23 protein-coding genes are annotated in these 24127 nt (G+C 55.7%); 12 read left to right on the forward strand and 11 right to left on the reverse strand.

Translation table 11 applies throughout. From position 1 onward, the window contains the following. Nucleotides 1-178 precede the first annotated feature (178 nt). Nucleotides 179-1264 (forward strand): substrate-binding domain-containing protein, encoded by a 1086-nt coding sequence (locus ACIQW9_RS12220; protein ID WP_402337139.1) that lies wholly within the window; start codon nucleotides 179-181, stop codon nucleotides 1262-1264. A gap of 18 nt (nucleotides 1265-1282) precedes the next feature. Here ACIQW9_RS12220 and modC read toward each other — a convergent pair whose 3' ends face one another. The 4 genes from modC to ACIQW9_RS12240 are packed head-to-tail and all read right to left on the reverse strand — an operon-like array spanning nucleotide 1283 to nucleotide 4665. Beyond that, entirely contained in the window at nucleotides 1283-2371 is a 1089-nt protein-coding gene (modC, locus tag ACIQW9_RS12225) for a molybdenum ABC transporter ATP-binding protein (protein WP_402337142.1), read from the reverse strand. Next, entirely contained in the window at nucleotides 2368-3042 is a 675-nt protein-coding gene (gene modB / locus ACIQW9_RS12230; protein ID WP_402337145.1) for a molybdate ABC transporter permease subunit, read from the reverse strand. The genes modC and modB overlap by 4 nt, the downstream gene beginning before the upstream one ends. Nucleotides 3043-3073: 31 nt before the next feature. Continuing rightward, nucleotides 3074-3829 (reverse strand): molybdate ABC transporter substrate-binding protein, encoded by a 756-nt coding sequence (gene modA, locus ACIQW9_RS12235; protein ID WP_402337148.1) that lies wholly within the window; start codon nucleotides 3827-3829, stop codon nucleotides 3074-3076. Nucleotides 3830-3870: 41 nt separating this feature from the next. Continuing rightward, nucleotides 3871-4665, reverse strand: a complete 795-nt coding sequence (locus tag ACIQW9_RS12240; RefSeq protein ID WP_402337151.1) for a TOBE domain-containing protein — start codon at nucleotides 4663-4665, stop codon at nucleotides 3871-3873. 106 nt (nucleotides 4666-4771) lie between these two features. Here ACIQW9_RS12240 and ACIQW9_RS12245 point away from each other — a divergent pair, with 106 nt between their 5' ends. Together ACIQW9_RS12245 and ACIQW9_RS12250 are read left to right on the forward strand one after the other, a co-directional pair. Beyond that, the gene (locus ACIQW9_RS12245; RefSeq protein WP_402337154.1) at nucleotides 4772-5863 is read left to right on the forward strand and encodes a LysR family transcriptional regulator; all 1092 of its coding nucleotides are present in this window, start codon (nucleotides 4772-4774) and stop codon (nucleotides 5861-5863) included. Between the two features lie 131 nt (nucleotides 5864-5994). Next, a complete protein-coding gene (locus tag ACIQW9_RS12250; RefSeq protein WP_402337157.1) occupies nucleotides 5995-7197 on the forward strand; it encodes an NAD-dependent formate dehydrogenase in 1203 nt (400 codons plus the stop codon). A gap of 157 nt (nucleotides 7198-7354) precedes the next feature. Here the strand turns inward: ACIQW9_RS12250 and ACIQW9_RS12255 are convergent, their stop codons facing one another. From ACIQW9_RS12255 to ACIQW9_RS12275, 5 genes are all read right to left on the reverse strand, one after another. Beyond that, nucleotides 7355-7555, reverse strand: a complete 201-nt coding sequence (locus ACIQW9_RS12255) for a hypothetical protein (protein WP_402337159.1) — start codon at nucleotides 7553-7555, stop codon at nucleotides 7355-7357. 76 nt (nucleotides 7556-7631) lie between these two features. Then, nucleotides 7632-7907 carry a hypothetical protein gene (locus tag ACIQW9_RS12260; RefSeq protein WP_011872797.1) on the reverse strand — a complete coding sequence of 92 codons (276 nt, stop codon included), beginning with the start codon at nucleotides 7905-7907 and terminating at the stop codon, nucleotides 7632-7634. After that, the gene (locus ACIQW9_RS12265) at nucleotides 7904-9316 is read right to left on the reverse strand and encodes a di-heme oxidoredictase family protein (RefSeq protein ID WP_402337163.1); all 1413 of its coding nucleotides are present in this window, start codon (nucleotides 9314-9316) and stop codon (nucleotides 7904-7906) included. The genes ACIQW9_RS12260 and ACIQW9_RS12265 overlap by 4 nt, the downstream gene beginning before the upstream one ends. Nucleotides 9317-9347: 31 nt before the next feature. Beyond that, on the reverse strand, nucleotides 9348-10691 hold the full coding sequence (locus tag ACIQW9_RS12270) for an ABC transporter substrate-binding protein (protein ID WP_402337166.1): 1344 nt from the start codon (nucleotides 10689-10691) through the stop codon (nucleotides 9348-9350). A 10-nt stretch (nucleotides 10692-10701) separates the two neighbouring features. Further along, complete coding sequence (locus ACIQW9_RS12275) at nucleotides 10702-12732, reverse strand: TonB-dependent receptor plug domain-containing protein (RefSeq protein ID WP_402337169.1); 2031 nt, start codon at nucleotides 12730-12732, stop codon at nucleotides 10702-10704. Nucleotides 12733-13195: 463 nt separating this feature from the next. On the opposite strand from ACIQW9_RS12275, the gene ACIQW9_RS12280 reads away from it, so the two are divergent. The 4 genes from ACIQW9_RS12280 (at nucleotide 13196) to ACIQW9_RS12295 (ending at nucleotide 18373) form a co-directional block, all read left to right on the forward strand. Continuing rightward, the gene (locus ACIQW9_RS12280) at nucleotides 13196-14593 is read left to right on the forward strand and encodes an OFA family MFS transporter (protein WP_402337172.1); all 1398 of its coding nucleotides are present in this window, start codon (nucleotides 13196-13198) and stop codon (nucleotides 14591-14593) included. 32 nt (nucleotides 14594-14625) lie between these two features. Further along, complete coding sequence (locus ACIQW9_RS12285; RefSeq protein ID WP_402337175.1) at nucleotides 14626-14757, forward strand: oxalate:formate antiporter; 132 nt, start codon at nucleotides 14626-14628, stop codon at nucleotides 14755-14757. 178 nt (nucleotides 14758-14935) lie between these two features. Further along, nucleotides 14936-16324, forward strand: coding sequence for a sigma-54-dependent transcriptional regulator (locus ACIQW9_RS12290; protein ID WP_402337177.1), 1389 nt, complete (start codon nucleotides 14936-14938; stop codon nucleotides 16322-16324). Nucleotides 16325-16336: 12 nt separating this feature from the next. Continuing rightward, the gene (locus ACIQW9_RS12295) at nucleotides 16337-18373 is read left to right on the forward strand and encodes a cache domain-containing protein (protein WP_402337180.1); all 2037 of its coding nucleotides are present in this window, start codon (nucleotides 16337-16339) and stop codon (nucleotides 18371-18373) included. 117 nt (nucleotides 18374-18490) lie between these two features. Here ACIQW9_RS12295 and ACIQW9_RS12300 read toward each other — a convergent pair whose 3' ends face one another. Further along, nucleotides 18491-18808 carry a hypothetical protein gene (locus ACIQW9_RS12300; RefSeq protein WP_402337183.1) on the reverse strand — a complete coding sequence of 106 codons (318 nt, stop codon included), beginning with the start codon at nucleotides 18806-18808 and terminating at the stop codon, nucleotides 18491-18493. Between the two features lie 307 nt (nucleotides 18809-19115). Here ACIQW9_RS12300 and ACIQW9_RS12305 point away from each other — a divergent pair, with 307 nt between their 5' ends. The 5 genes from ACIQW9_RS12305 to ACIQW9_RS12325 all read left to right on the forward strand — a co-directional run bounded on the left by ACIQW9_RS12305 (nucleotide 19116) and on the right by ACIQW9_RS12325 (nucleotide 23219). Next, nucleotides 19116-20117: an LLM class flavin-dependent oxidoreductase gene (locus tag ACIQW9_RS12305; protein ID WP_402337185.1), complete on the forward strand. Its 1002-nt coding sequence runs from the start codon at nucleotides 19116-19118 to the stop codon at nucleotides 20115-20117. A 15-nt stretch (nucleotides 20118-20132) separates the two neighbouring features. Next, nucleotides 20133-21035: an acyl-CoA thioesterase gene (locus ACIQW9_RS12310; RefSeq protein ID WP_402337188.1), complete on the forward strand. Its 903-nt coding sequence runs from the start codon at nucleotides 20133-20135 to the stop codon at nucleotides 21033-21035. Next, nucleotides 21019-21747 (forward strand): phosphatase PAP2 family protein, encoded by a 729-nt coding sequence (locus ACIQW9_RS12315; RefSeq protein WP_402337191.1) that lies wholly within the window; start codon nucleotides 21019-21021, stop codon nucleotides 21745-21747. The genes ACIQW9_RS12310 and ACIQW9_RS12315 overlap by 17 nt, the downstream gene beginning before the upstream one ends. 121 nt (nucleotides 21748-21868) lie before the next feature. After that, nucleotides 21869-22111 (forward strand): DUF2061 domain-containing protein, encoded by a 243-nt coding sequence (locus ACIQW9_RS12320; protein WP_402337194.1) that lies wholly within the window; start codon nucleotides 21869-21871, stop codon nucleotides 22109-22111. Nucleotides 22112-22235: 124 nt separating this feature from the next. Beyond that, on the forward strand, nucleotides 22236-23219 hold the full coding sequence (locus ACIQW9_RS12325; protein ID WP_402337197.1) for a D-2-hydroxyacid dehydrogenase family protein: 984 nt from the start codon (nucleotides 22236-22238) through the stop codon (nucleotides 23217-23219). 12 nt (nucleotides 23220-23231) lie between these two features. Here the strand turns inward: ACIQW9_RS12325 and ACIQW9_RS12330 are convergent, their stop codons facing one another. Next, nucleotides 23232-24005 (reverse strand): L-asparaginase, encoded by a 774-nt coding sequence (locus ACIQW9_RS12330; RefSeq protein ID WP_402337199.1) that lies wholly within the window; start codon nucleotides 24003-24005, stop codon nucleotides 23232-23234. Nucleotides 24006-24127: the final 122 nt, after the last annotated feature.

The following is a 24127-nucleotide window of genomic DNA, read 5'->3' on the forward strand; positions in this document are numbered from 1 at the left end:
CGAACGAAACCATACTGCTTCCTTGTTGAAAATTATCTTGTATATATGTTTTATATAGCATATAGTTTGCAGGCAAACCTCTGCAATATCTGAACGGTAGCATCCAGAAAGACCAGCTTCAATAGGCTATCTTTTGCATATAAATAAAAGCGGCGTAAACGCCACATAGGTTTTTGATATGTTCAAAGTCGTCATCAATCCTCATTGGGAAATCGCACAGAGCACGGACACGCCGCTGGATACAGCGGTTTTGCTATCCCTGTTGATGGCAATCCAGAAGACCGGCTCCATTTCCAAGGCAGCGCGTCTGGTCGATTTGTCCTATCGCTACTCATGGGGTTTGCTGCGCGAGGCTGAAAAGCTGTTCGGCACGTCCCTGCTGAATACCGATCGTGGCCGTGGTACGACGCTGACGCCGCTGGCGGAAAAACTGATCTGGGCCGATAGACGCATACGCGCACGCCTGTCGCCCACGCTGGAAAGTCTGGCTTCCGAACTGGAAAGCGAAATCGGCAAAACCATCGTCGGCAAAACCAAACCGATCCGGCTGGATGCCAGCCATGGTTTTGCAGTCGATGCGCTGTTGCATCAATTGACGGAAGCCAATCTGCCGGTTGATCTGCGCTATCGCAACAGCACCGATGCAGTGGCAGCCTTGTCGCGCAATGAATGCGATCTGGCCGGTTTTCACGTGCCGCTAGGCGAGTTTGAGAAAAAGGCCGTGGAGCGTTACACCCAATGGCTGAACCCGCGTGAACATTGCCTGATCCATCTGGCGGTGCGCAGCCAGGGTTTGTTTGTAGCGCCGGGTAATCCGAAAAAAATTCTCACCCTGCAGGATTTGACGCGGCCGGGTGTGCGTTTCGTCAATCGTCAGGTCGGTTCGGGCACGCGGATGTTGCTGGAATTGATGTTGGCGGGGGCGAATGTTTCGCCTTTCGATATCGAAGGCTATCAAAGCAATGAATTCACGCATTCGGCGGTCGCGGCTTACATAGCAAGTGGCATGGCGGATGTGGGCGTCGGCGTGCAAACGGCGGCGCATCGCTTCAGCCTGGATTTTATTCCGCTGATACGCGAACGCTATTTCCTCGCACTGCCGCTGGCCATCATGGACGATCCATTGATCCAGTTGGTGATCGATGTGGTGCAGTCCGGTTATTTCCGCAAGGTCATCAACGGCCTGGCTGGTTACGATTCCAGCGATACAGGAAAAATCCTGTTGCTGTCCGAAGCATTCGGGCACGCGAAGGCTGCAGTCTGAGCGCGTCCAGCCAGCACCCTATTTCAGAATCGCAATACCCTTGATCTGTGCATACAGCGATTTGCCGGGTGCCAGCTCCATTGCCACACAGGATTTGCGCGTAATGCGCGCAAGCAGACGGGTGCCCTTCGCATCCAGTCCCACCATTACCTGACCTGCCGCATCGTCGGATAATTCCGTCACCGTTGCCGCGACGATATTGAGGATGCTGCTGTCGCGTTGTGGCGCCAGACTCAAACTCACGTCGCGCGCCTGTACGCGGATGCGCACCTGTTGTCCTATCGTGGCACTTTGCTGCGGCAGCAGCAGCTGGCCGCCGGAAAATGTCGCCGAGCTCAGAAGGTAATCGGGATCGTGTGCGCTGATGGTGGCAGTCACCAGAGCGCTGGCGGCATCGCCATGCGCCACATCCAGGTCCAGTCGCGTCAACAAATCCTGGGTGGCGCCGCTGGCAATGACCTTGCCGGTTTCGAGCAGCACCAGATGATCGGCCAGTCGCGCCACTTCATCCGCCGAATGGCTGACGTACAGCACCGGGATGTCGAGTTCATCATGCAGCCGTTCCAGATACGGCATGATCTCTGCCTTGCGTTTTGCATCGAGTGCCGCCAGCGGTTCATCCATCAGCAGGATGCGCGGGCTGGTGGCCAATGCACGTGCGATGGCGACGCGCTGCCGCTCGCCGCCGGATAACTTATCCGGCTTGCGTTGCAGCAGGTGGCAGATATCGAGCAGCGACACCGCGTGATCCAGCGATACATGGCGCGCCGACTTTGCGATGCGGCGCATACCGTATTCCAGATTGCGCTGCACATTCAAATGGGCGAACAGGCTGGCTTCCTGGAACACATAACCGAGCGGGCGTTGATGGGTAGGCAGAAAAATGTTGCGCGCATCGTCCTGCCATACCTCGCCGTTGACTTCCAGATAGACATCCGCAGCGCGTTCCAGTCCGGCAATGACGCGCAGGCAGGTCGTCTTGCCCGAGCCGGAGGCGCCGAACAAGGCGGTGATGCCGCGACCGGGCAGCGCCAGATCGACTGTCAGCGCGAAGGCCTTGTAGTCGACCTTGAAGCGGGCCTTGATGTGATCGGTCGTGCCGCTCATTTGCGCCGTCCGGTTGGATTCAAGGTGTATAGCGCGACCAGCACCAGCAGCGCGAATACCACCATGCCGGCTGCCAGCCAATGCGCTTGCGCGTATTCCAGCGCTTCCACATGATCGTAAATCTGTACCGAGATCAGGCGCGTCTCTTTCGGGATATTTCCACCTATCATCAGCACCACGCCAAACTCGCCGACGGTATGTGCAAAGCCCATCACGATGGCCGTTAGATAGCCGGGTTTTGCCAATGGCAGCGTGACGCTGAAAAAGGTATCCAGCGGTGAAGCGCGCAAGGTTGCGGCCACTTCCAGCGGACGTTCGCCCATGGCTTCAAAGGCATTCTGGATCGGTTGCACGACAAACGGCATCGAGTAAAACACCGAGCCGACGACCAGGCCGGCAAAGCTGAAGGGCAACGGGTTGATGCCGAGGGCCTGGGTCAACTTGCCGATAGGGCCATCGGGCCCCATGGTGACCAGCAGGTAGAAACCGAGCACGCTGGGCGGCAGCACCAGCGGCAGCGCCACGATGGCGCCGACCGGTCCCTTGATCCACGAGCGCGAACGCGCCAGCCACCACGCCAGCGGCGTTCCTATGACAAGAAGAATGACGGTGGTGAGGCCGGCGAGCTTGAGCGTCAGGAAGATCGCGTCGAAGTTGGGATCATTCAGCAATCTGCGTCTTCACTTTCCTGCGATGATTAAATTACAGGTCGTAACCGAAGGAACGGATGACGGCTTTTGCCGGTTCCGATTTCAGGTATTCGATCAATGCGCTGGCGGCCTTGTTGTCTTTGCCTTTGCTCAGGATAACAGCGTCCTGGCGAATTGCATTATGCAGGTTAGCAGGCACGATCCAGGCGGAACCGCTCTTGATTTTGCCGCCTTCATAGACTTGCGACAGCGCGACGAAACCAAGTTCGGCATTGCCGGTGGAAACGAAGCTGAAAGCCTGACCTATGCTGTCGCCCTGCACGAATTTGGCTTGCAGTTTTTCCTGCACACCGAGTTTGTTCATGGTTTCAACGGCAGCCGCACCGTAAGGTGCGAGTTTGGGATTGGCCAGTGCGATGTGATCGAAGCTGCCTTTTTTCAGGATCTCGCCTTTGGCGTCAACGAAGTCAGGTTTGGCTGACCACAACACCAGTTTGCCGATGGCATAAGTAAAGCGCGAGCCGGCAACGATGCCGTTTTCCTTCTCGAGCTTGATGGGTGTTTCATCGTCTGCTGCGAGGAAAACTTCGAACGGCGCACCATTCGTGATTTGCGAATAAAACTTGCCGGTCGAACCGAAGGACAGCACGGTTTTGTGACCGGTGGCTTTTTCAAAATCGGCGGCGATGGCTTTCATCGGCGCAGTAAAGTTGGCCGCAACGGCAACCTGGACTTCTTCAGCAAAGGCGGATGCGGACAGGCCGAGCGACAGCAAAGCGGCAAGGAGGGAGCAAGAGATTTTTTTCATGATAGCGGGTTATAAGCGAGTTGAAAAACGGATGGAAAATCCTAGGCGGCCACCGCCAGAATGATGTGCGAAGCCTTGATCAGAGCGGAGGCGCGTACGCCTTCTTTCAGGCCGAGTATCTTGACGCTTTCATTCGTGATGATGGAGGCGATGGTTTTGCCGCCCGGCAGTTCGATCACGACTTCTGCATTCACGGCGCCCTCCTGGCAGCGCACCACGGTGCCGCTCAGACGATTGCGTGCGCTGGTCTTGATGTCGTCGCCGACAGCCAGAATGATCCATTGTGCTTTCACCAGCGCGTAGGCTTCGCTGCCGACTTCCAGTCCCAGATGTTCGGCGCTGTCGTTGGTGATGATGGCGGCCAGTTCTTCGCCGTTGCCGATATCGAGAATGATCTCTGCATTTACGGCGCCCATTTTTACTGCCGAGACGGTGCCGAGAAACTGGTTGCGCGCACTGGTTTGCATATCGAATCTCCTAGTCATGCGGTAATACTGATCGAAATCGCTCATGGAACGGCCGATGGCGGCGGGCGCGCTGGCCCACTCCTGTTCCAGCCGTCGGTAAGTGGCGACCAGGCGACGTCCGTAATCGGTCAGGCAGGTGCCGCCGCCGGTGCTGCCGCCTGGCTGGCGCACCACCAGAGGTTCGTGCGACAGATTGTTGATGGCTTCCACGGCCTGCCATGCGGCCTTGTAACTCATGCCCATTGCGCTGGCGGCGGCCGAGATGGAGCCGGATGCATCGATACGCTCCAGCAGCTCCAGATGATCCCAGCGCTTGCCGCGCGGCTTGGACACACCTTCCAGCTTGATGGGAGAAGCAGCTTTGTTCATGATGAAAATCCGCGTGATAAAGCGCCGCAGTGGCGGCGCAAAAACGGTATTATATGCGATATGTCGTTAAACGACATATAAAAAACGGATGGCTGATTTCTCCTCCATGCCTCTGTCAATACGAGGCTTGTGTCGCCGATTTTCCTTCGGCGCGTATTACAGTCGTCATGCCGCGTCCGCATCATCTTTTTATCCATGCGGGCATTTCCTGCGCGATTTGCCCTTCCTTGCCACGCTGTATTCAGGGTATTTCATCACCATGTTCGTACGCCAACTCGATTATCTCGTGACGCTCGCGCGTGAAAAACATTTTGCCCGCGCGGCGGAAATCTGCTGTGTGTCGCAACCCGCGCTGTCGGCGGCAGTGCGCAATCTGGAAACCGAACTCGGTGTCACCATCGTGCAGCGTGGTCAGCGGTTTCAGGGTTTCACGCCGGAAGGCGAACGCATACTCGACTGGGCGCGGCAGACGCTGGCCGCGCTGGAAGGAATGCGGCAGGAAGCCTCGATGTCGCGCGTGAAGCTAAGCGGCACCTTGCGCCTCGGTGCGATCCCGACCACCATGCCCGTCGTATCCTTGCTGACCGGCCCGTGTCGTGCGCAGCATGCCGATCTGCGGCAACGGGTGCTGTCGCTCAGTACCGAAGAAATCATGCGCCGGCTGGACGACTTCGAACTCGATATCGGCCTTACCTATCTGGAAGACCAGCGGCTCAGCGGCTTTCATGTGCAGCCGCTGTATCGCGAGCGTTACATGCTGCTGGCGCGCGATCAGCAGGCGATGGGAGAGCGGACGGAAATCAGTTGGGAAGACGCAGCCGAGTTGCCGCTGTGCCTGCTGACCGCGCATATGCAGAATCGTCGCATCGTCGATGCCGCCTTCCGGCGAGCCGATGTACAGCCGAATGTGGCGGTGGAAACCGATTCGGTTTTTGCCCTGTATTCGCAGGTACGTCATGCCGGCTTGTTCAGCGTGGTGCCGCACAGTTTGCTGTGCCTGTTCGAGTCGCGCGATGAAATGGCGGCCATTCCGCTGGTGCCGGAACTGAGTCGCGCCATCGGCATGATTTCGCTGGCGCACGATCCCTGCTCCCCTGTCGTGACGGCAGCGCGCAATATTGCCGCCCAGATCGATTTGCAGGCGCGTTTCGATGCCTACATAAGCGGCAGCTATCAGCCCATCACATCAAACGATTAGACCGTATTTCGCTTCCTTCATAAGATCGCTGCGCTGGCATTCATTTCGATGTCCGCTTGCAGAAGAAATTCAGCGTCCCGCGAATTTCTATTCTCTGCGGCAATCACGCAATCTTATGGAGAAGTAACATCATGGCTAAAGTTTTATGCGTTTTGTACGATGATCCTGTCACCGGTTACCCAACAAGCTATGCACGTGACGATGTAGCACAACCGTCCATCTATCCTGACGGACAAACATTGCCGACGCCAAAAGGCATCGACTTCAAACCAGGTACTTTGCTGGGTAGCGTATCCGGCGAACTCGGCCTGCGTAAATATCTGGAAGCGAATGGTCACACACTGGTTGTGACATCCAGCAAAGATGGTGCGGACAGTGTGCTCGACAAGGAATTGCACGATGCCGAGATCATCATCTCGCAACCGTTCTGGCCTGCTTACATGACAGCCGAACGCATCGCCAAAGCGAAGAAATTGAAAATGATCGTGACAGCGGGTATCGGTTCCGATCACACCGATCTGGAAGCTGCCAACAAGCACAACATCACCGTCGCCGAAGTGACCTATTGCAACAGCCACAGCGTGGCAGAACACGTGCTGATGATGATCCTGTCGCAAGTGCGTAATTACATCCCATCGTACAAGCAGGTCATCGACGGCGGCTGGAACATCGCTGATTGCGTATCGCGCTCCTACGATCTGGAAGCCATGAGCGTCGGTACTGTCGCCGCCGGCCGCATCGGCTTGCGCGTGCTGCGCCTGCTGCACCCATTCGACGTCAAGCTGCACTACATGGACCGTCACCGTCTGCCGACCGCTGTTGAAAAAGAACTCAACCTGACTTATCACAGCACGCTGGAAAGTCTGACCAAGGTCTGCGACGTGGTGACGCTGAACTGCCCGCTGCATCCGGAAACGGAACACATGATCAACGAAAAAACGCTGAAGAATTTCAAGCGTGGCGCTTACATCATCAATACCGCGCGCGGCAAGCTATGCGATCGCGATGCGATTGTTGCCGCGCTGAAGAGCGGTCAACTGGCCGGTTACGCCGGCGACGTCTGGTTCCCGCAACCGGCGCCCAAAGACCATCCGTGGCGCACCATGCCGCACCACGGCATGACGCCGCATATTTCCGGCACCAGCCTGACTGCACAGACACGCTACGCCGCAGGGACGCGTGAAATTCTGGAATGCTATTTTGAAGGCCGCCCTATTCGCGACGAATATCTGATCGTGCAGGGCGGAAAGCTGGCCGGCGTGGGTGCGCACTCGTACAGCGACGGTAACGCAACCAAGGGCTCGGAAGAGGCAGCCAAATACAAAAAGGCGTAACAAGAAAGCTTAATAAAAAAGTGCAATTGGCAGCGCGTCTGCCGGATGACCGGATCCGGCAGACGCGCGGTCACTTAATGCCGGCGTTCGACAAGAGCGTCGGCATTTTTGTTTGGGAAACCGTGTTGATGCAGACAGCGGACACGCATGGCGGGTATCAGGCCAGCGCTGCTTTCGCTGCTTCTTCCGGGGTCAGGCCATCGTAGAACTGGTCGGTAAACCATTCAATCTGTTCTTCGATGTGATCTTGCGCCTCGGCTACCGTTGCGCCGCCGGCCACCAGAAAACCTTCGACTTCTATGCACCAGTTGATGAGCGCCAGTGTTTCCGGATCCAGTTCTTCTTCTTTCTTTGCCATGATGCTGTCCTTCATTTATTTGATGATGACGACAGTTTCACATGGGAGCGGGTAGAAGGGAAGCGCGATACAGGGATTACAAGGAAAAACGGTCGCCCAGTTTTGCCAGCGACAGCAATAGTTGCTCGCTTGATTTGGCAAGCGCCTCATCAATCGCGACCTTGACGATGCGCAAGGCTTTTTTCTCGGCTTCGTAGGCAGATGTTGCGGTGCCCTCTATGAAGCCCTTGATTGGCGTGGGATTGCCTTTTTGCCAGACGCAATAGCTGCCGCCCCACTCGCCAAAAGAAAAGCCCCAGGCTTGCTCGATCGCGGTGATGGAGATCAGATAACCCTTGTATTCAAGCTTCAAATCGATTCCAGAAAACGTAACAGCGCCGCGCGTTCATTGGCGGTCATCGCGCGCACGATTTCTTTTGCGGGTGCAGCTTCACCGCCGTGCCACATGATCGCTTCCAGCAGCGTGCGTGCGCGACCATCGTGCAAAAATCCGGCATCGGGATTTATTTTCTTCGCCAGGCCTATGCCCCACAAGGGCGGCGTACGCCATTCCTGCCCGCTGGCCTGAAAGTCGCTGCGCCCATCGGCCAGCGCTGGCCCCATGTCGTGCAGCAGCAGATCGGTGTAGGGCCGTATCAACTGATTCGACAGCATGGGCAACACAGCATCCTTGCGCGTACGCAGTTCCGGAACGTGACAGACAGCGCAGCGTGCCTGCTGGAACAACTGGCCGCCACGTATGACTTGGGCATCATTGACATGGCGGCGCGCCGGCACGGCCAGCATGCGGTGGTAGAACACGGTTGCAAAAAAATCGGCGCGCGACAATTCCGTATCGGATAATTCCGCATCGCCAGGCGCAAGGCCGGCAAATTGTGCCGCGCTGCCGGACGGTGCCTGCTTGCATGCGGTTTGCACTGCGGTGCAATTTTCATGTGGCGTGAGCGGCGTGGTAATGCCGAGGTCGCCGACGAAGGCATTGGCAACTTGTTCGGGCAATGTTGCGACATTGGCTTTCATGCCGAAGCGGCCGATCACCTTTTTCTGTGCCATCGCATCCCATACAATATTGACACGGCCGCGTATGCCGTCGGGTTTGTCCTGTTGCTGCAAAGCGAGCAAGGTGTCGTCGCTGACCGCTTCCAGCAAGCCGAGGCCATACACAATGGGACCGATGCGCGGCGATACCATGACGTCCTCGCCTAATGCCCCGTATGCCAGTTGTCTGAAATGTACATTGGGCTTGCGCAGGACGATCGTCTCGCCGTCCGCCAGTGTTTCTATATGTTCGTCATAAACAAGAAAGCCGATTCCTTCGCCAGGCACCCCGGGCACGCCATGTTCATTCAACTGATCGCCATAGGCTGGATGCGGCTTGGCACCACCGTGCGGACCGATACCGGGCACACTCAAGCGCAACAACATTGCCTGCATGCTTCCCTCTGGTCCATCGGGTGCATTGCCGCGACCATTCCTCGCGTGACAGGCGATGCAGGAGATGCGGTTGTAAACCGGCCCCAGACCGGTGGCTCTATCGGTGGCGGATGCAATGACCCACGACTGGCGGAACATGGAGCGTCCTGTCGCAAAGACGCGCAGATGCTCTTCATCTATCACTGGGCTGGGTTGAGAAAAAGCTTCGCGACTCTGGCTGGCCGTTGTTGAGGTGCCGCCGCTCAATGTGGAGATCTCAATACTCGCCGTGCCTGTCAGCAAAAGCAGCAGTGGAGCAGAGAAAAAATAGCGGATACGTGGAAACATAATCGAAAGATGCGTGGAGAACGAGATACCGCTATTTCTCTTTTGTGATACCTACATCGATCACTTGCTGTGCAATGCGTCCTGCCTGCGAGCGATTTTTACGAATGCGTGCCGCCCATTCTGCAATGACGTCTACGTTTTCCGTTGATTCTGCTTCGAATGCGGCTGCGAAGCGAGCGGCAATCAGGTTGGCTTGTGTTTCGCTGATTGGCATTGTGGTTGCGAGTACACGTGCCTGATATGCCTTGGCCTTGAGCGCGCTATCGTTGGTGGAGTTGGCCAGTTGTTCGGCTTGTTTGATCTTGTCCAGCAGATTGCGCAGACTCATTTGTTCATCGGTGATCAGGATGTCAAACAAGGTATTGTTCAAACCCTGCCGTTCCAGAGCGCGTTCGGTATTGAATACGAAAGGCATTTTGCTGGCAGCGGCATATGGATCGAAATAGTGCGCAGGTTTATCCGCATACACGGCAGGACGTACAGGCAATTTGCGTATATCGGGGTGAAACAACATTTTTTGTCCTTCTGCGGACAGCACGAAAGCGGCAAACGTACGTGCATTATTCAGATGCGGTGGATTTTTCATGATCGCCACATGTGCCGGCGAATAGCCGGTAATGCCGGGGTAGATGAATTGAATCGGCGCGTCATTGGCAATCGCCGACTTGACGAAAAAATCGATGGAGACGCCAACGCTGGCGCGGCCGCTGCTGACTTCTTCGGACACGTTCTGCCCACCGGCCTTGAGTAATTGCGCATTGCTGCCGATGGCCTGCAAAATCGCCCAGCCTTTATCCCAGCCGTAACCCTGCAGGATGATATCGACCAGCAAGGGTGCAAAACCGACTTTGCTCGGTACAGGGAAAACGATTTCATCTTTCCATACCGGATCGGTCAGGTCGGTCCATTGTCTGGGTTGAGACAATCCTTTTTCTTTCAGTCGTTGCGGACTGATCGCGAAACCGTAGCCTGCAACTTCTGATGCGACGTAGAAACCGGATGGATCAGAAATCGGAAAGCCCCCGATCTTGGTCGGCAAGCCCGTCATGTCGAGATCGAGTTTGCGGAAAGCTCCCTCCTTGGCCAGTATCTGGAAATTACGTTGTGCAGGAGTCCAGTAAACATCGACATTGCGCTGGCCGGGGCTGCGCAAATAGGCCAGCGCATCGCGAGAATGTCGCCATAAAATTTCAATACGAATGCCAGGGTGCGCTTTTTCAAACGCAGCCTCAAAGCGCGACACCACTTCTTCCGGATAGCTGGTCATGACTACGAGCTTGGTGGCTGGGGCATTTGCTGCCCAGCCATTGAGTGATGCCAGAACGAAGGCCGAGGCTGCGAGTAGCCGGGCGAAAAAAAGTGGTGTGCGTTTCATGATGAATCTCTTAGAAGCGATAGTTCAGATTGGCGAAGAAATTACGACCTTCTTCGTAAAAACCTTCGGAGTGCGCGTAGTTGCGATCCAGCAGGTTATTGACGCCAGCTTCCAGCGTGACATCTTTTTGCAAGGCATAGCTCAGCTTGGCGTTGATCATGCTGAAGCCGCGTGCGATCCGGGTGCCTGTGTCTGTGCTGTAGCGTTTGGAATTGTATTCAGCACTACCAATCACATTCATACTTGGTGTTGCTGCCCATTTGGCATAGGTGAACAACTTGTGCGCAGGCGCGTCGGTCAGTAACTTCGAATCAGATTTGTTTTGCCGGTCGAGGTAGGTGTAATTGCCACCCAATTCAAGAGTATGGGTGGCAGTTGCAGTAAGGCCGAGTTCAATGCCTTTGCTGGATACCTTGCCGATGTTTTGCAATTGATTGCAAAGAACTAGGCCGTCGCAAACAGTGCCGGGCACTTTATTCGATTGCATCATATTGGTAATGTCGCTATAGAAGATAGCCGCATCTACCCGGACTTTCTGAGTCAGTTTTTCTGAAATGCCCAGCTGGTAATTGACTGCGCGTTCGACACTCAGATTTGGATTGGGAATCGCTGATCCCAAGCCGCCGGAATAGCGTTGCTTGATCGTCGGAAAGCGCGATTTGCGCGCGACGGTCAGGTAGGCATTGCCTGTTTGCGAGGTGTGATAAATCAGGCCTGCTTGTGGATTAAAAGCAGATGAATCTTTAACAGGGAAGTTGTATACCCCGCGTGCAGGGTCATATTTTTGTCCTTGTTTTTCGTGGCGCTTGTCATAACTGGCGCCTACGATCAAGTCCAGCTCGTTGGTGAGCTTATGGGTATCTTCGACGCTGAACGATGTGGTACGGTCTTCGGAACGTTGTTGAGGATCGTCGTTATCGTGCTCCCTGTGAACATCTTCTTTCAGATGTAGGGCAAGCTTCAATGTATTTGAATTGGACAGCTTGGTACCGTATTCGATGCTACCACCATAGGTATAGTCATCGTAAGCACTTCGAAAGGAAGATTTTTTGACTTTGGGACTTATCGTTGTGTACGTCGCATCGTCAAACGAGTTTAGGCGATTGGAAAATTTATCGTAGTACAAACGTGTCTTCAGGTAGGAGTCCTGCCCGATGGCCGTATTGGAAATGAAATACAGGCTTTCCTTGTCCCATGCCGGCCACTGCCAGTATTGCACTTTTGCATCTGGTGATGTGCCCGCATAAGGTGGACTACCTTTTACGCCCTTCTGATTGACGTAGTTCAGCGCATATTCGTCCGTTGCATTCGGTGTCAGGCCAACCTTGATATTGATCTTTTTATCGGTGCTGTATGTGTTGAGTCTTTCACCGCTTGGTTGTGAGGCAACAGGACGGAAGTCACGCGACAAGGTATAGGCATCGCGATTCAGGTAGGACAAGCCAAGTTGCGCGTACCACATGCCCTGATTGGTGCCGAGGTTGATATTGGTGCTGTTGCCATTGCCATCGAATTTGTCGTTGCTGCGTACCCCTACTCCGATATTGCCTTCAAATGTTTTGACCGGACGACGCGTTACGAGGTTGATGGCGCCGCCGATGGTATTGGAGCCATACAACACGGAGCTGAATCCCTTGGCGACTTCGATTGAAGCCAGATCGTAAGTTGTAAAGCGCGCCAGATCGACGTTGCCGTCATACGGTACATAAACTGGAATGCCATCGATGAATACCGGCACCTGACGGCTGTCGAAGCCGCGTACAGTCACCATGCGTTCGTTGCGCTGTCCACCGCCGGTGGTCGTAATGCCTGGCATGAGATCGAGTGCATCAACTACAGTTTCACGATTGAAGTCATCAAGCTCTTCGCGTGTCACGGCGCTACCGCCAGTTGCAGGCGTGGCAGATCGCGATCCGCTGACATTGATTTCGCCTAACGTGAATACACCGGATTCGTTAGCGGGGTCTGCTGCAAATGCGGTGCTGCCAAACGCGAGCACGAGCGCCGTAGCGATCGTGGTGCGAGAAAACTTGTTATTCATTCTTCCCTCGATTTTTCGACCTGAGATTGCCCGCTGCAGCCGATGAGGCCTTCTCATTGGCAACACACGCCATTTCAGTTGCGGCGGCATCGGGCCGGGTTTTTAAAAAGCGAGAGTGTATACGATATGTATTTAAACTACATAATGATTTGTGGCGATATCCGATAATTATTTATGGCTAATTTCGATCGGTATTCGTGCGCTGGCCGACGCCTGCAGGCCGGCTCGATGGCGCACGGAAATCCTGGTCAAATTGTCGCTATGGCTGGTCAAATTGTCGCGATCCCTCTTGCCCCTATCTGTGTGTATCCTTATAAATCATCGACTTAAGCTTCGATTTTGATCTGGCATGCGGATTGCGTAATGAAGTCCCAGGTGAAAAATTTCACCGTACTTCATGTGTGCGCATTGCCCATAAAACGTTGTAGCCCACGTTGCTGCAACATGATCAAAGGAGATTCATATGCTCGATTTTTTTACGCGCGAAAGAAGCGTTGCCGGCCCGGGGTTCAATCGATGGATGGTGCCACCGGCAGCGCTGGCAGTTCATTTATGTATTGGGCAGGCTTATGCGTTTAGCGTATTCAACGGCCCGCTTTCCAAGGTCATCGGTATCGACAGTCCGGCTCCCGAGGACTGGAAACTCACGACGCTGGGCTGGATCTTCAGTCTTGCCATCGTCTTCCTCGGCCTGGCTGCGGCCTTTGGCGGCAAGTGGCTGGAAAAAGTCGGCCCGCGTCTGACGATGTTTGTCGCGGCCTGCTGTTTCGGTGGCGGCTTCATGGTATCGGCGCTGGGCGTGCATCTGCATCAAATATGGCTGGTCTATCTCGGCTACGGCGTGCTGGGCGGTATCGGCCTCGGTCTTGGTTATGTGTCGCCGGTGTCCACGCTGATCAAGTGGTTTCCCGATAGACGCGGCATGGCAACAGGAATGGCGATCATGGGTTTCGGCGGCGGCGCGATGATCGGTGCGCCCTTGTCGGTTTTCCTGATGGGGCATTTCAAATCGCCGACTTCGGTAGGCGTGACGGAAACCTTCATCGTCATGGGCGTGCTGTACTTCATTTCGATGATGATCGGTGCGCTGGCTATACGCATCCCGGCACCGGATTGGAAGCCGGCCGGCTGGACGCCGCCTGTGGTCGAGAACAAGATGATTACGCGCAACCATGTGCATATCGACCAGGCCATGAAGACGCCGCAGTTTTATCTGTTGTGGCTGGTGCTGTGTCTGAACGTGACCGCGGGCATCGGTGTGCTCGGACAGGCGTCGCTGATGATTCAGGAAACCTTCAAGGGTGAGGTGACGGTCGCCGCTGCCGCCGGCTTCGTCGGCCTGATGAGCGTGTTCAACATGGGTGGTCGTTTCTTCTGGTCGTCGATCTCGGATTATCTGGGGCGCAAAAATACCTATTACACCTTCTTTGTTCTCGGTGCGATCCTATATGCCTGCGTACCGTATGCCGGTCATGTAGGCAGCGTCGCGCTATTCGTGATGTGCTATTGCATCATCGTCAGCATGTATGGCGGCAGTTTCTCCACCGTGCCGGTTTATCTGGCCGATCTGTTCGGTACCAAGTTTGTCGGTGGCATACACGGGCGCTTGTTGACCGCATGGTCGGCGGCAGGCGTGTTCGGTCCGGTGCTGGTCAATTACATCCGCGAATACCAGATCAATCATGGCGTGCCGACCGGCGAATCGTATGCAATGACGATGTACATCATGGCGGGTCTGCTGATACTCGGTTTTATCTGCAATCTGTTCATCAAGCCGGTCGAAGCCAAACATCATATGGCCGATGATTCCGTGCGGTCGAAAGCGCCATCCGGCGGCATGCAGCCCGCTGGCGCAAATTGAACGCATATTGAACCAATAACAGGAGAATACTTATGTCTACCCATCATGCAGAGGCCAAACCTAGCAGCCCGCTTATCGTCGTCATATTCTGGGCTTACGTGATTATTCCATTGGCATGGGGTGTGTCGTCGACCATGCAGAAAGCGATGGCATTGTTTCATTAAAATTTTACAAGCATGAAAAAAGCGAGGCGCTCATCGGCCTCGCTTTTTTATTATTTCAACTACTATGCAGTTTGTTCTCTCTGAATACGGAGAAACAAGCTGACAGGTGCAACGATCAAATGGTCGGGTACCAGAAAGAATCATGCATTGCCTGCAGCTATCCAACATAGAATTCGACATGACTGCTGCAAAACATATTCATCCTGAAACGGACGCGCCTTTTGTCGAAGCATTCGGCGGCTGGCAAGACCAATCCATCCTCATCGTCGACGACGAGCCAGGCATGCGCAGTTTTCTGCAGCGCACACTGGATGGTCGCTGCAGCCGGGTGGAAGCCGTCGACTCGGTGGAAGCAGCCAGCGTGCTGCTGGACTTGCGCCATTTCGACCTGATCATTCTCGACAATTCACTGCCCGGTAAATCCGGCGTCGAATGGCTGCATGAAATGCGCGCGCTCGGCTTGCATAACGATGTGGTTCTCATCACGGCCTTTGCCGATCTGGAAACGGCGATTCATGCCCTGCGTGCCGGTGCGGCAGATTTTTTGCTAAAGCCGTTTCGCGTCAATCAGATTCTGAGTGCAATCGGACGCTGTTTCGATCGCACCCATTTGCGGCGTGAAAATTTCATCTTGCGGCGCGAACTGGATTCGCATGTCGATTTTGGTGTGGATGGCTTGGTAGGCAATTCGACTGCGCTGCAGCCGGTGCGTGAAACGATCAAGCGTCTGGCAACTGTATCCAGCACCGTGCTGATCACTGGCGAATCCGGCACCGGCAAGGAGATTGCGGCGCGTGCGATGCATTATCTGAGCAGCCGCTCCGGCAATCATTTCGTGCCGGTAAATTGCGGCGCAGTGGCGCCGGATATTATCGAAAGTGAATTGTTCGGGCATGTCAAAGGCGCATTCAGCGGTGCAGCTTCTTCGCGCGAAGGCCTGTTTTTTTATGCGCAGGGTGGCACGCTGTTTCTGGACGAAGTAGCAGAACTGCCGATGGCGATGCAGGTCAAATTGTTGCGCGTGCTGGAAGAGAAAAAAATCCGTCCGGTTGGCGCTGAGCGCGAAATCCCGGTTGATGTCCGGGTGATCGCGGCGACCAATCGCAATGTCGAAGAAGCGGTGCAGGAAGGTCGCTTTCGACAGGATCTGTATTACCGTTTGAACGTGGTGCAGGTGCATATGCCGCCGCTGCGCGAACGCGCTGACGATATTCCGGCGCTGGCAGCATATTTTGTCCGGCAGTTGGCGCCGCAATTGGGCGTGCCGCCGCAGCAACCGGATAGCGCATTGCTGGCAGCGATGGCATCCCATTCGTGGCCAGGCAATGTGCGCGAGTTGCGCAATCTGATCGAGCGCTGGCTGATACTGGGCAACATTCCCGAGATTGCCATCGGCAGCAAATCCGTGGCGGTCGATAACGGCAGCGACGTCTCGCTGCAAGCGATCGAGAAGCAGCACATTCTTAAAATCCTCGGCGCAGCGGACGGCAACAAGACCGAAGCGGCACGTCGCCTCGGCCTCTCGCGAAAAACCCTAGAGCGCAAATGCGCCGAATGGGGAGTCTAAAGATTGTCTGCCGTGCGTCGCATTTTTCAAAAGGCATTCGGGCTGCATTTTCTCGGCAATACATCGGTGCGTACCAAGTTGCTGCTGGTGGCGCTGGTGCCCTTTCTTACCGTGCTGCCGATTTTGTTTTCGCTGATTTCATATTGGGGCGTTGCATATTACGACCGCCTGCTTACCTTCAAGGTCAGCAGCGACCTGACGGTGGCGCACGAGTATTTCATACACGTCAGGGAGAAGATCGGGCTCGATGTTTCCAGCCTCGGCGAATCGCATCCCTTTGTCATGAGCGTGCGCGATGGCGATCACGCCAACCTGCAAAAAATGCTGCTGGAAAAAAAACAGACGCTCGGATTAGATTTCCTGAATCTGCTCGATATGAATGGCCGCGTTCTGGCATCGTCGAGTGGAGTCAGTCGTACGCTGGGCAGCAGCAATGCGCATTGGCCGGTGGTGCGTTCGTCACTGCTGGGGGAAAAATCGACCGGGATCGATATTTACTCGGAAGAACAATTGCGCGCGATCAGCGACAAGGCGGTGCGGCAGGCATATATCGAACTGGTCAATACGCCGAACGCTACACCGACAAAAAAGACGGCGGAAAAAAGCGGCATGGTCATTCATTCGACCACGCCGGTCCGCGATACGGATGGCACGCTGATGGGCGTGCTGGAAGGCGGCACGCTGCTGAATCAGAATCTTGATTTTGTCGATACCATCAACAGCCTGGTCTATGCCGATGGTTCGCTGCCGGAAGGCAGCGGCGGAACAGCAACCTTGTTTATCGATGATGTGCGCATTGCTACCAACGTGCGTCTGTTCGGCAACAAGCGCGCATTGGGTACGCGTGCTTCGCAAATCGTGCGCAACTATGTACTCAACGATGGCAAGACCTGGCTGGATCGTGCATTCGTCGTGAGCGACTGGTATATCTCGGCGTATGAGCCGATCAGCGACAGTTTCGGCAATCGGGTCGGCATGTTGTATGTCGGCTATCTGGAGGCGCCCTTCCGCCAAGCCAAGGAAACGGCGATCGCGTTGCTCGCCGGGCTCTTCACGCTGATCGGCATAGGCGGCGTCTATTTTTCCCTGCGTGTGGCGCGCGATATCTATGGTCCGCTGACGAGCATGAAGCGCACGATGGCAGAGGTTGAACAAGGCAATATGTCCGCACGCACCGGCGGCACGCAGACGCGCGATGAGCTGGGCACCCTGTCGCATCACCTGGATGAATTACTGGACACGGTGCAGAAGCAGAATGCCGAACTGAAGGCGTGGGGTGATCAACTGGATCGCAAGGTGATAGAACGCACCATCGAACTGGAGAAAACCAACAAGCTGCTGGTCAAGGCGCAGCAGCAGCTGGTGCTGGCCGAGAAGCTGGCGGCAATCGGTGAAATCACTGCCGGCGTGGCGCACGAGATCAATAATCCGGTAGCGGTATTGCAAGGCAATCTGGATGTGCTGCGCGATACGCTGGGCGTTGCCGCCAAACCGGTGCAAGGCGAATTGCGTCTGATGGATCAGCAGATCCATCGTATCAATACTATCGTCACCAAGCTGCTGCAGTTCGCCAGTCCGGGCGAGTTTGCCGGCTATGTGGAAGCAATTGCGGTGGATGAGGTGGTGGTGGATACGCTGGTGCTGGTGCGTCATCTGCTCAATCAGAGCAATATCGACGTGGTGCACAATCGGCACGCCACGCTGGCGGTGCACATCAATCGCGGCGAGTTACAGCAAGTCTTGATCAATCTGTTTACGAACGCTGTTCACGCGATGAAAAATGGCGGTCGGCTGACGATAGAAAGCAGGGATTGGATAGATGACGCAGGTGCGCGTGGCGTGACCATCAACGTGATCGATACCGGTGCGGGGATCAAAAAGGAAGACCAGGCGCGCATCTTCGATGCCTTCTTCACTACCAAGCGGCAAGGCGGCACCGGGCTCGGCCTGTCTATCAGCTATACGCTGGTTGCGCGTTACGGCGGGACGATTACGGTGAAGAGCGAGGAAGGTGTCGGCACCGAATTTACCGTCCGCCTGCTGGCGTGAACGCTCATTTCTGGCGTTTTTTTGCAGGTATGTCGGTTCGGTGCCGGCGACCGTTTTCTGCCTGACCAAACCAAACCCGCGCTATTGCCGGGCGGCTTAGTCATCACGAACAGCAGATTATTTTTTCTGCTCTACCGGGCTGGGAGTGGAGTGATTGTTGGCTTGTCCGGATAAGGGCATCGCGGCTGATTCCTGTTCCTTCGTCAATTCCTTTGAGTCGGCCTGTGTAGAGCCGTAGGCGTTGCCGCTATCGGAGGTGCCGGTTGCCGGTTGATCAGGCAGCTTGCCATCCGAGGCTGGCAGGGAGCTGGCTGGCAGGGCGACAGATCCGGTAGCGCCCTCCAGCTTCGGTGTCGGCGGGGCTTCTGCTTTTTTACAACCGATCAATAGCGTCGCGAGAAACAGGGATGCAAGAATAGTGCGGGTAAAAAACATGGTGACCTCCGGAAGGTGGGTGGTGTCGCTCCATTGTAGTAAGCGAATCCTTGCGGGGTAAGGCTTATTTGGGGGAAGCAGGGAAAGTATTGTGCCGCGCGTTGCGTTTGAAAAACTTACATGGGGTGGGCCGGATTTTTTTGTAAAAAGAATGTGGTTTTGCACAAAATCACATCGGTTTTACGCGGCGGCGATGTGGCGTAGACGGCCCGCGGATTTTCAGCCCGGGACGGCTTCGGTTCAAATTGTCGATTCACGTTATCCTGTTGCTTTTGCAGTTTATCGCTTGCCTAACAGATTGCCGCTGATGAAATCCTTGAAAAACACGCCTCTATCCGTTCTCGATTTATCGCCGATTCTGGTGGATGGCACGCCGGCCGATGCCTTTCATCGCTCGCTCGATCTGGCGCAGCGCGTAGAGAAGCGGGGTTATAACCGCTACTGGCTGGCCGAGCATCACAGCATGCCGGGCATTGCGAGTGCAGCAACCGCGGTTGTGATCGGCTATGTGGCCGGCGGCACTTCGACAATACGCGTCGGCTCCGGTGGCATCATGTTGCCGAATCATGCGCCGCTGGTGGTGGCCGAACAGTTCGGTACGCTGGAATCGCTTTACCCTGGACGCATCGATCTGGGACTGGGCCGTGCGCCCGGTTCGGATCAGGCGACTGCGCGTGCATTGCGGCGCGAGATTAGCGATGACGGCAGCGAATTTCCGCGCCAGTTGAACGAGCTGCGCGCATTCCTGCAGCCGGAAGACAATTACGCCCGGGTGCAGGCAGTTCCCGGTGTCGGGCTGGATATTCCGATCTGGTTATTGGGCTCCAGCAGCTACAGTGCGCAACTGGCCGGTCATCTGGGTTTGCCGTTTGCATTTGCGGGCCAATTTTCGCCTGACTACATGCTGACCGCGCTGGAACTGTACAGACAAACCTTCAGGCCATCGCAGGCTTTGGATAAACCGTATGCGATGGTGGGCGTCAATATCTTTGCTGCCGCTACCGATGAAGAAGCACAGCATCTTGCCACCTCGCAGCAGCAAATGCATTTGGGTCTGGTGCGCGGTACGCCGGGAAAATTGCCGCCACCGATAGCAAATATGGACGATGCATGGCTGCCGCATGAACGGGCCTCGGTTGAGTCGATGCTGCGCGCTTCCATCATCGGCAATGCAGCGACCGTGCAAGAAAAGTTGCAGGCATTTCTGGATGTCACGCAAGCCGATGAAATCATCATCAATACGATGATCTTCGATCATGCCGCGCGTGTACGTTCGTATGAAATCGTGGCTGATGTCTGGCAGGCATAAAGTTAAATTTCGTAAATGACATTTACACAGGTGACGCATCCCATGCTGGACCAGACCTTATACAACACGGAAGAAATCATCCGCCTGCTGGCACCGCAACAAATCGACGCCGACAAGTTTGTCGGGCAGAGTCATTTCATGGGCAGCCCGAATGTATTCGGCGGGCAGGCGCTTGGGCAGGCGCTGTATGCGGCCGGCATCACGGTGCCGGAGCGCCGACCGCATTCCATGCATGCGATGTTTCTGTTGCCCGGCAATCATCAACTGCCGATCGAATACGAGGTCGAACGCGTGCGCGATGGCGGCACCTTCAGCACGCGCCGTGTGGTGGCGACGCAGGAAGGACGCCGTATTTTCGTGATGTCGGCTTCGTTCCAGACCGCAGAAGAAGGCCTGTCGCATCAAAAACCGGCGCCGGCCATGAGCGATCCGGAAACGCTGCCCTCCAGTTTGAAAATCTGGCAGGAGCGCGGCATTTCCATCGGTCGTTCCTTTCAGCCGGTGCCGGTGGATTTCCGCACCAATCGCGAGGACAATATTTTCGGCGGCCAACCGGCATCTGCGACGCGGCAAGTGTGGACGCGTGCGCCGATACGGCTGGCCGACGATGCGCTGGTGCATGAAAGCCTGTTTGCCTACGTCTCCGATTACGGTTTGCTGTGGACGGCGCTGCAAGCGCACGCGATCCGGATGGACGATCCGCGCCTGCAGATCGCCAGCCTCGATCACACGATCTGGTTTCATCGACCGCTGCGCATGGATGACTGGTTGCTGTTCGTGATGGAAAGCCCGAATGCATCGGGCGGGCGCGGACTGTGTTTTGCGCATGTCTACAATCAGCATGGCGTATTGATGGCAACGGTGGCGCAGGAAGGCTTGATTCGCCTGCGAGAAAAAACAAGTGAAAAAAACAAGTGAAGCGCAATTGAATAATTCCTATCGTTGCTTTGCCCGCATCAACCTGTTGGGATTGCTGCTATCCGGATTGCTGTTCATCTGGATTGCGCGTAACGGCGCACTGGATTTTTGGCTGGCACAACAGTTTTTCGATCCTGTCGGGCAGCATTTTCCCTTGCGCGCTTCGCAGTCGCTGGAGTTCTGGGGGCATGCCGTGCTGAAGTCGATTACCGTGTGGATCTGGGTGATCTGCATCGTGTTGACGCTGGCAAGTAGCTGGGTGCGGGTCTTGCGACCTTGGCGTCGTGCCCTGCTGCTGTTTGTACTGATGGCTGGCTGCGCTGCTTTTGTTATTCAAACGCTGAAGGGCGCCAGCGTGCATTCCTGCCCGTGGGATATCAATGTCTTTGGCGGTCAGGCGCGGTGGTTTCCGCTATTCGGTCCGATAGGCAGTCTGGCCGGCCCTGGATTGTGCTGGCCGGGCGGCCATGCATCCGGCGGTTTTGCCTTGGCTGCAGGATACTTCGCTTTGCGCGAACGCACGCCGCAACTTGCGCGCTGGATACTCGCTGTCGGTCTATTGTTCGGCACGGTGATGAGTCTGGTGCAGATGGCGCGCGGTGCGCATTTCCTGTCGCACAATCTGTGGAGCTTGTGGCTGGTGTGGGCGACCTGTTTCGCGATTGATGCGCTGGCGCATGGCGTGTGGCGACAAAAACCGCTGCCAAATTGACCATCCTTTCAAATAGCCATTAACTATTAATTGGTTAAAATAAATCAATTTTACCTAATTAATGAGAGGCATTATCATTTGTCTCATCGTGCAATAGTTTAAAGAAGAAAGGGCTCCCATCATGGTCACTGCAGCGAAAACTACCAGTCAAATCTGTTTGCATATGGGCGTGGCGTTCGGGCTGATGTATCTGATGACCGGCTCGCTTGCCATCGGTGGTGTGGCTGCCGTGGTGGAGCCGATCTGCAATGTCGCCCTGCTGCCTTTGCATGACAGGATGTGGGCGCGCATACGCGCAAAAGTGGAAGCGAAACAGGCGGACTCCAGCGCCGTGACAGCGGACGCATCGATCGCCGCAGGCTGAGTTGCGCTTTTTACTGTGTCTCAGCATTGCCCACAAAGAAGGCCTTCATATTGGCGCGTACAATAATCAGCTGCATGTGCGCCCTTGCGCAAAATAAGATCGCCAATTACCCCGGAGCGTTTGCATGAAAATCGCCATCCTCGATGATTATCAGGACTGCGTGCGTCAGCTCGATTGTTTCTCGCTGCTCGACGACCACGAAGTCAAAGTGTTTACCAATAGTGCACGCGGCGTCGGACAACTGGCGATACGGTTGGCGGATTTCGATGCGCTGGTATTGATACGCGAGCGCACGGCATTATCGCGACCGCTGCTGGAAAAACTGCCCAAACTCAAATTGATTTCACAAACCGGCAAGGTCAGTGGCCATATCGATTTGAGCGCGGCCGCTGCACGCAATATCACGATAGTCGAAGGCGTCGGCGACCCGACTGCGCCGGCAGAGCTGACATGGGCGCTGATTATGGCGGCGATGCGCAAACTGCCGCAATACCTTGGGAATTTGAAGGATGGCTTGTGGCAGATTGCCTCGATATCATCCGCACACAATACGCTGGGTACGGTCTTGAAAGGCCGCACGCTGGGGATCTGGGGCTATGGACGCATCGGGCGCATGGTTGCCGGTTACGGCAAGGCATTTGGCATGAAGGTTCTGGTCTGGGGACGCGATGCAAGTCGCGCAGCGGCCGTGCAGGATGGCTATCAGGCAGCTTCGACCAGGGAAGAATTTTTCAGCACAGCGGATGTGATTTCGCTGCACTTGCGCTTGAATGATGCAACACGCGGCATCGTGACAGCAAGCGATCTGGCACGCATGAAAAGCAGCGCCCTGTTCGTCAATACCAGTCGCGCCGAACTGGTCGCCAGCGATGCCTTGCAGACGGCGCTGGAACAGGGGCGCCCCGGTTATGCGGCACTGGATGTATTCGAGAATGAACCGCTGGCCCCGACGTCATCCTTGTTGAGAATGGAAAACGTACTGGCATCGCCGCATCTGGGCTATGTGGAAAAAGACAGTTACGAATTGTATTTCCGCAGTGCGTTTGAAAACATCGTTGCGTTTGCAAATGGCGCGCCAAAGAATGTGCTGTTGCCGAAGTCGGCATAGGTGCATATGCGTCTAGCGCATGGCGTCGGAGCGATCGTCAGCCGCGCTTCTTTTTGTCTGCGGCAACAGCGTGGCCGTCGTGCTGGCCAGATGCGCGCTACCCCACAACTTGGCCCAGCCCGGCGGCCACGGCAATGCGGGCCCGGTATATTCCGGCACACCGCGCCGTACCGGGATCACCGGCAAGGAATCGGGAATGCGGCCATCCTGTTTGTCCCAGCCTAGCGAGAAGGTGTAATCCGGCAGCAGCGCTTCACACACCTTGTCGAACCATGCCGCGTGATCTTCATCGCGCCCTAAAGCCTGCGCCATGCCGGTTGGATCGAATTGCGCCAGCGTGCTGGCCAGCTCTGCTGCCGTTTCACCGGGCGCATCGCCCCACCCCATCACTGGATTGCAGTTGTATTCGGCGCCGGAGCCGTACCAGCCTTCGCGCCACGGCCGCTCCATCCAGTTGCGCGGACCGGTAAACAAATGCCAGCGCCAGTGCAGGCCGGACGGTTTTGGCCAGCTGTATAAGTACAGACGCTGATAGCCGGCTTTGTGCAAGTCGCGCACCATCGCCATCAGCCGCGCATGCGGCATCGGATCGGGCGGTGTACGGCGGAACAGTATTGGTTCGCCGTCGGCGTGTTGCACTTCGTCGGTGGACAGATTCAAGTCGAGCGTGCGCATCTCATTGCCGAAGCGCGCAGAAATCCAGCCGGTCATCAGATTGACGGCCGTGATCACGCCATAACCACGATGGCGATGAAAAATCACGGTACCTGGAGCAATAGGTTTCATGGGCAAAACAATACTGTGTAATACGTTGATAAATGCACGTCGATAGATGCGGCAGACCGGCGATAGTGTAACGGGATTTGTCGCGCATCGTCAGCCGGGCTGCACTATTCCATTACAGTAAA

Source organism: Herminiimonas sp. NPDC097707 (assembly GCF_044761395.1).
GTDB lineage: Bacteria > Pseudomonadota > Gammaproteobacteria > Burkholderiales > Burkholderiaceae_D > Oxalicibacterium.

Excerpts from the sequence above, each read along its gene's own strand:
- ACIQW9_RS12220 (WP_402337139.1), top strand. The coding sequence starts at position 179 with ATGTTCAAAGTCGTCATCAATCCTCATTGGGAAATCGCACAGAGCACG.
- modC (WP_402337142.1), bottom strand. The coding sequence starts at position 2,371 with ATGAGCGGCACGACCGATCACATCAAGGCCCGCTTCAAGGTCGACTAC.
- modA (WP_402337148.1), bottom strand. The coding sequence starts at position 3,829 with ATGAAAAAAATCTCTTGCTCCCTCCTTGCCGCTTTGCTGTCGCTCGGC.
- ACIQW9_RS12240 (WP_402337151.1), bottom strand. The coding sequence starts at position 4,665 with ATGAACAAAGCTGCTTCTCCCATCAAGCTGGAAGGTGTGTCCAAGCCG.
- ACIQW9_RS12245 (WP_402337154.1), top strand. The coding sequence starts at position 4,772 with ATGCCTCTGTCAATACGAGGCTTGTGTCGCCGATTTTCCTTCGGCGCG.
- ACIQW9_RS12250 (WP_402337157.1), top strand. The coding sequence starts at position 5,995 with ATGGCTAAAGTTTTATGCGTTTTGTACGATGATCCTGTCACCGGTTAC.
- ACIQW9_RS12255 (WP_402337159.1), bottom strand. The coding sequence starts at position 7,555 with ATGGCAAAGAAAGAAGAAGAACTGGATCCGGAAACACTGGCGCTCATC.
- ACIQW9_RS12265 (WP_402337163.1), bottom strand. The coding sequence starts at position 9,316 with ATGTTTCCACGTATCCGCTATTTTTTCTCTGCTCCACTGCTGCTTTTG.
- ACIQW9_RS12270 (WP_402337166.1), bottom strand. The coding sequence starts at position 10,691 with ATGAAACGCACACCACTTTTTTTCGCCCGGCTACTCGCAGCCTCGGCC.
- ACIQW9_RS12275 (WP_402337169.1), bottom strand. The coding sequence starts at position 12,732 with ATGAATAACAAGTTTTCTCGCACCACGATCGCTACGGCGCTCGTGCTC.
- ACIQW9_RS12280 (WP_402337172.1), top strand. The coding sequence starts at position 13,196 with ATGCTCGATTTTTTTACGCGCGAAAGAAGCGTTGCCGGCCCGGGGTTC.
- ACIQW9_RS12285 (WP_402337175.1), top strand. The coding sequence starts at position 14,626 with ATGTCTACCCATCATGCAGAGGCCAAACCTAGCAGCCCGCTTATCGTC.
- ACIQW9_RS12290 (WP_402337177.1), top strand. The coding sequence starts at position 14,936 with ATGACTGCTGCAAAACATATTCATCCTGAAACGGACGCGCCTTTTGTC.
- ACIQW9_RS12300 (WP_402337183.1), bottom strand. The coding sequence starts at position 18,808 with ATGTTTTTTACCCGCACTATTCTTGCATCCCTGTTTCTCGCGACGCTA.
- ACIQW9_RS12305 (WP_402337185.1), top strand. The coding sequence starts at position 19,116 with ATGAAATCCTTGAAAAACACGCCTCTATCCGTTCTCGATTTATCGCCG.
- ACIQW9_RS12310 (WP_402337188.1), top strand. The coding sequence starts at position 20,133 with ATGACATTTACACAGGTGACGCATCCCATGCTGGACCAGACCTTATAC.
- ACIQW9_RS12320 (WP_402337194.1), top strand. The coding sequence starts at position 21,869 with ATGGTCACTGCAGCGAAAACTACCAGTCAAATCTGTTTGCATATGGGC.
- ACIQW9_RS12325 (WP_402337197.1), top strand. The coding sequence starts at position 22,236 with ATGAAAATCGCCATCCTCGATGATTATCAGGACTGCGTGCGTCAGCTC.
- ACIQW9_RS12330 (WP_402337199.1), bottom strand. The coding sequence starts at position 24,005 with ATGAAACCTATTGCTCCAGGTACCGTGATTTTTCATCGCCATCGTGGT.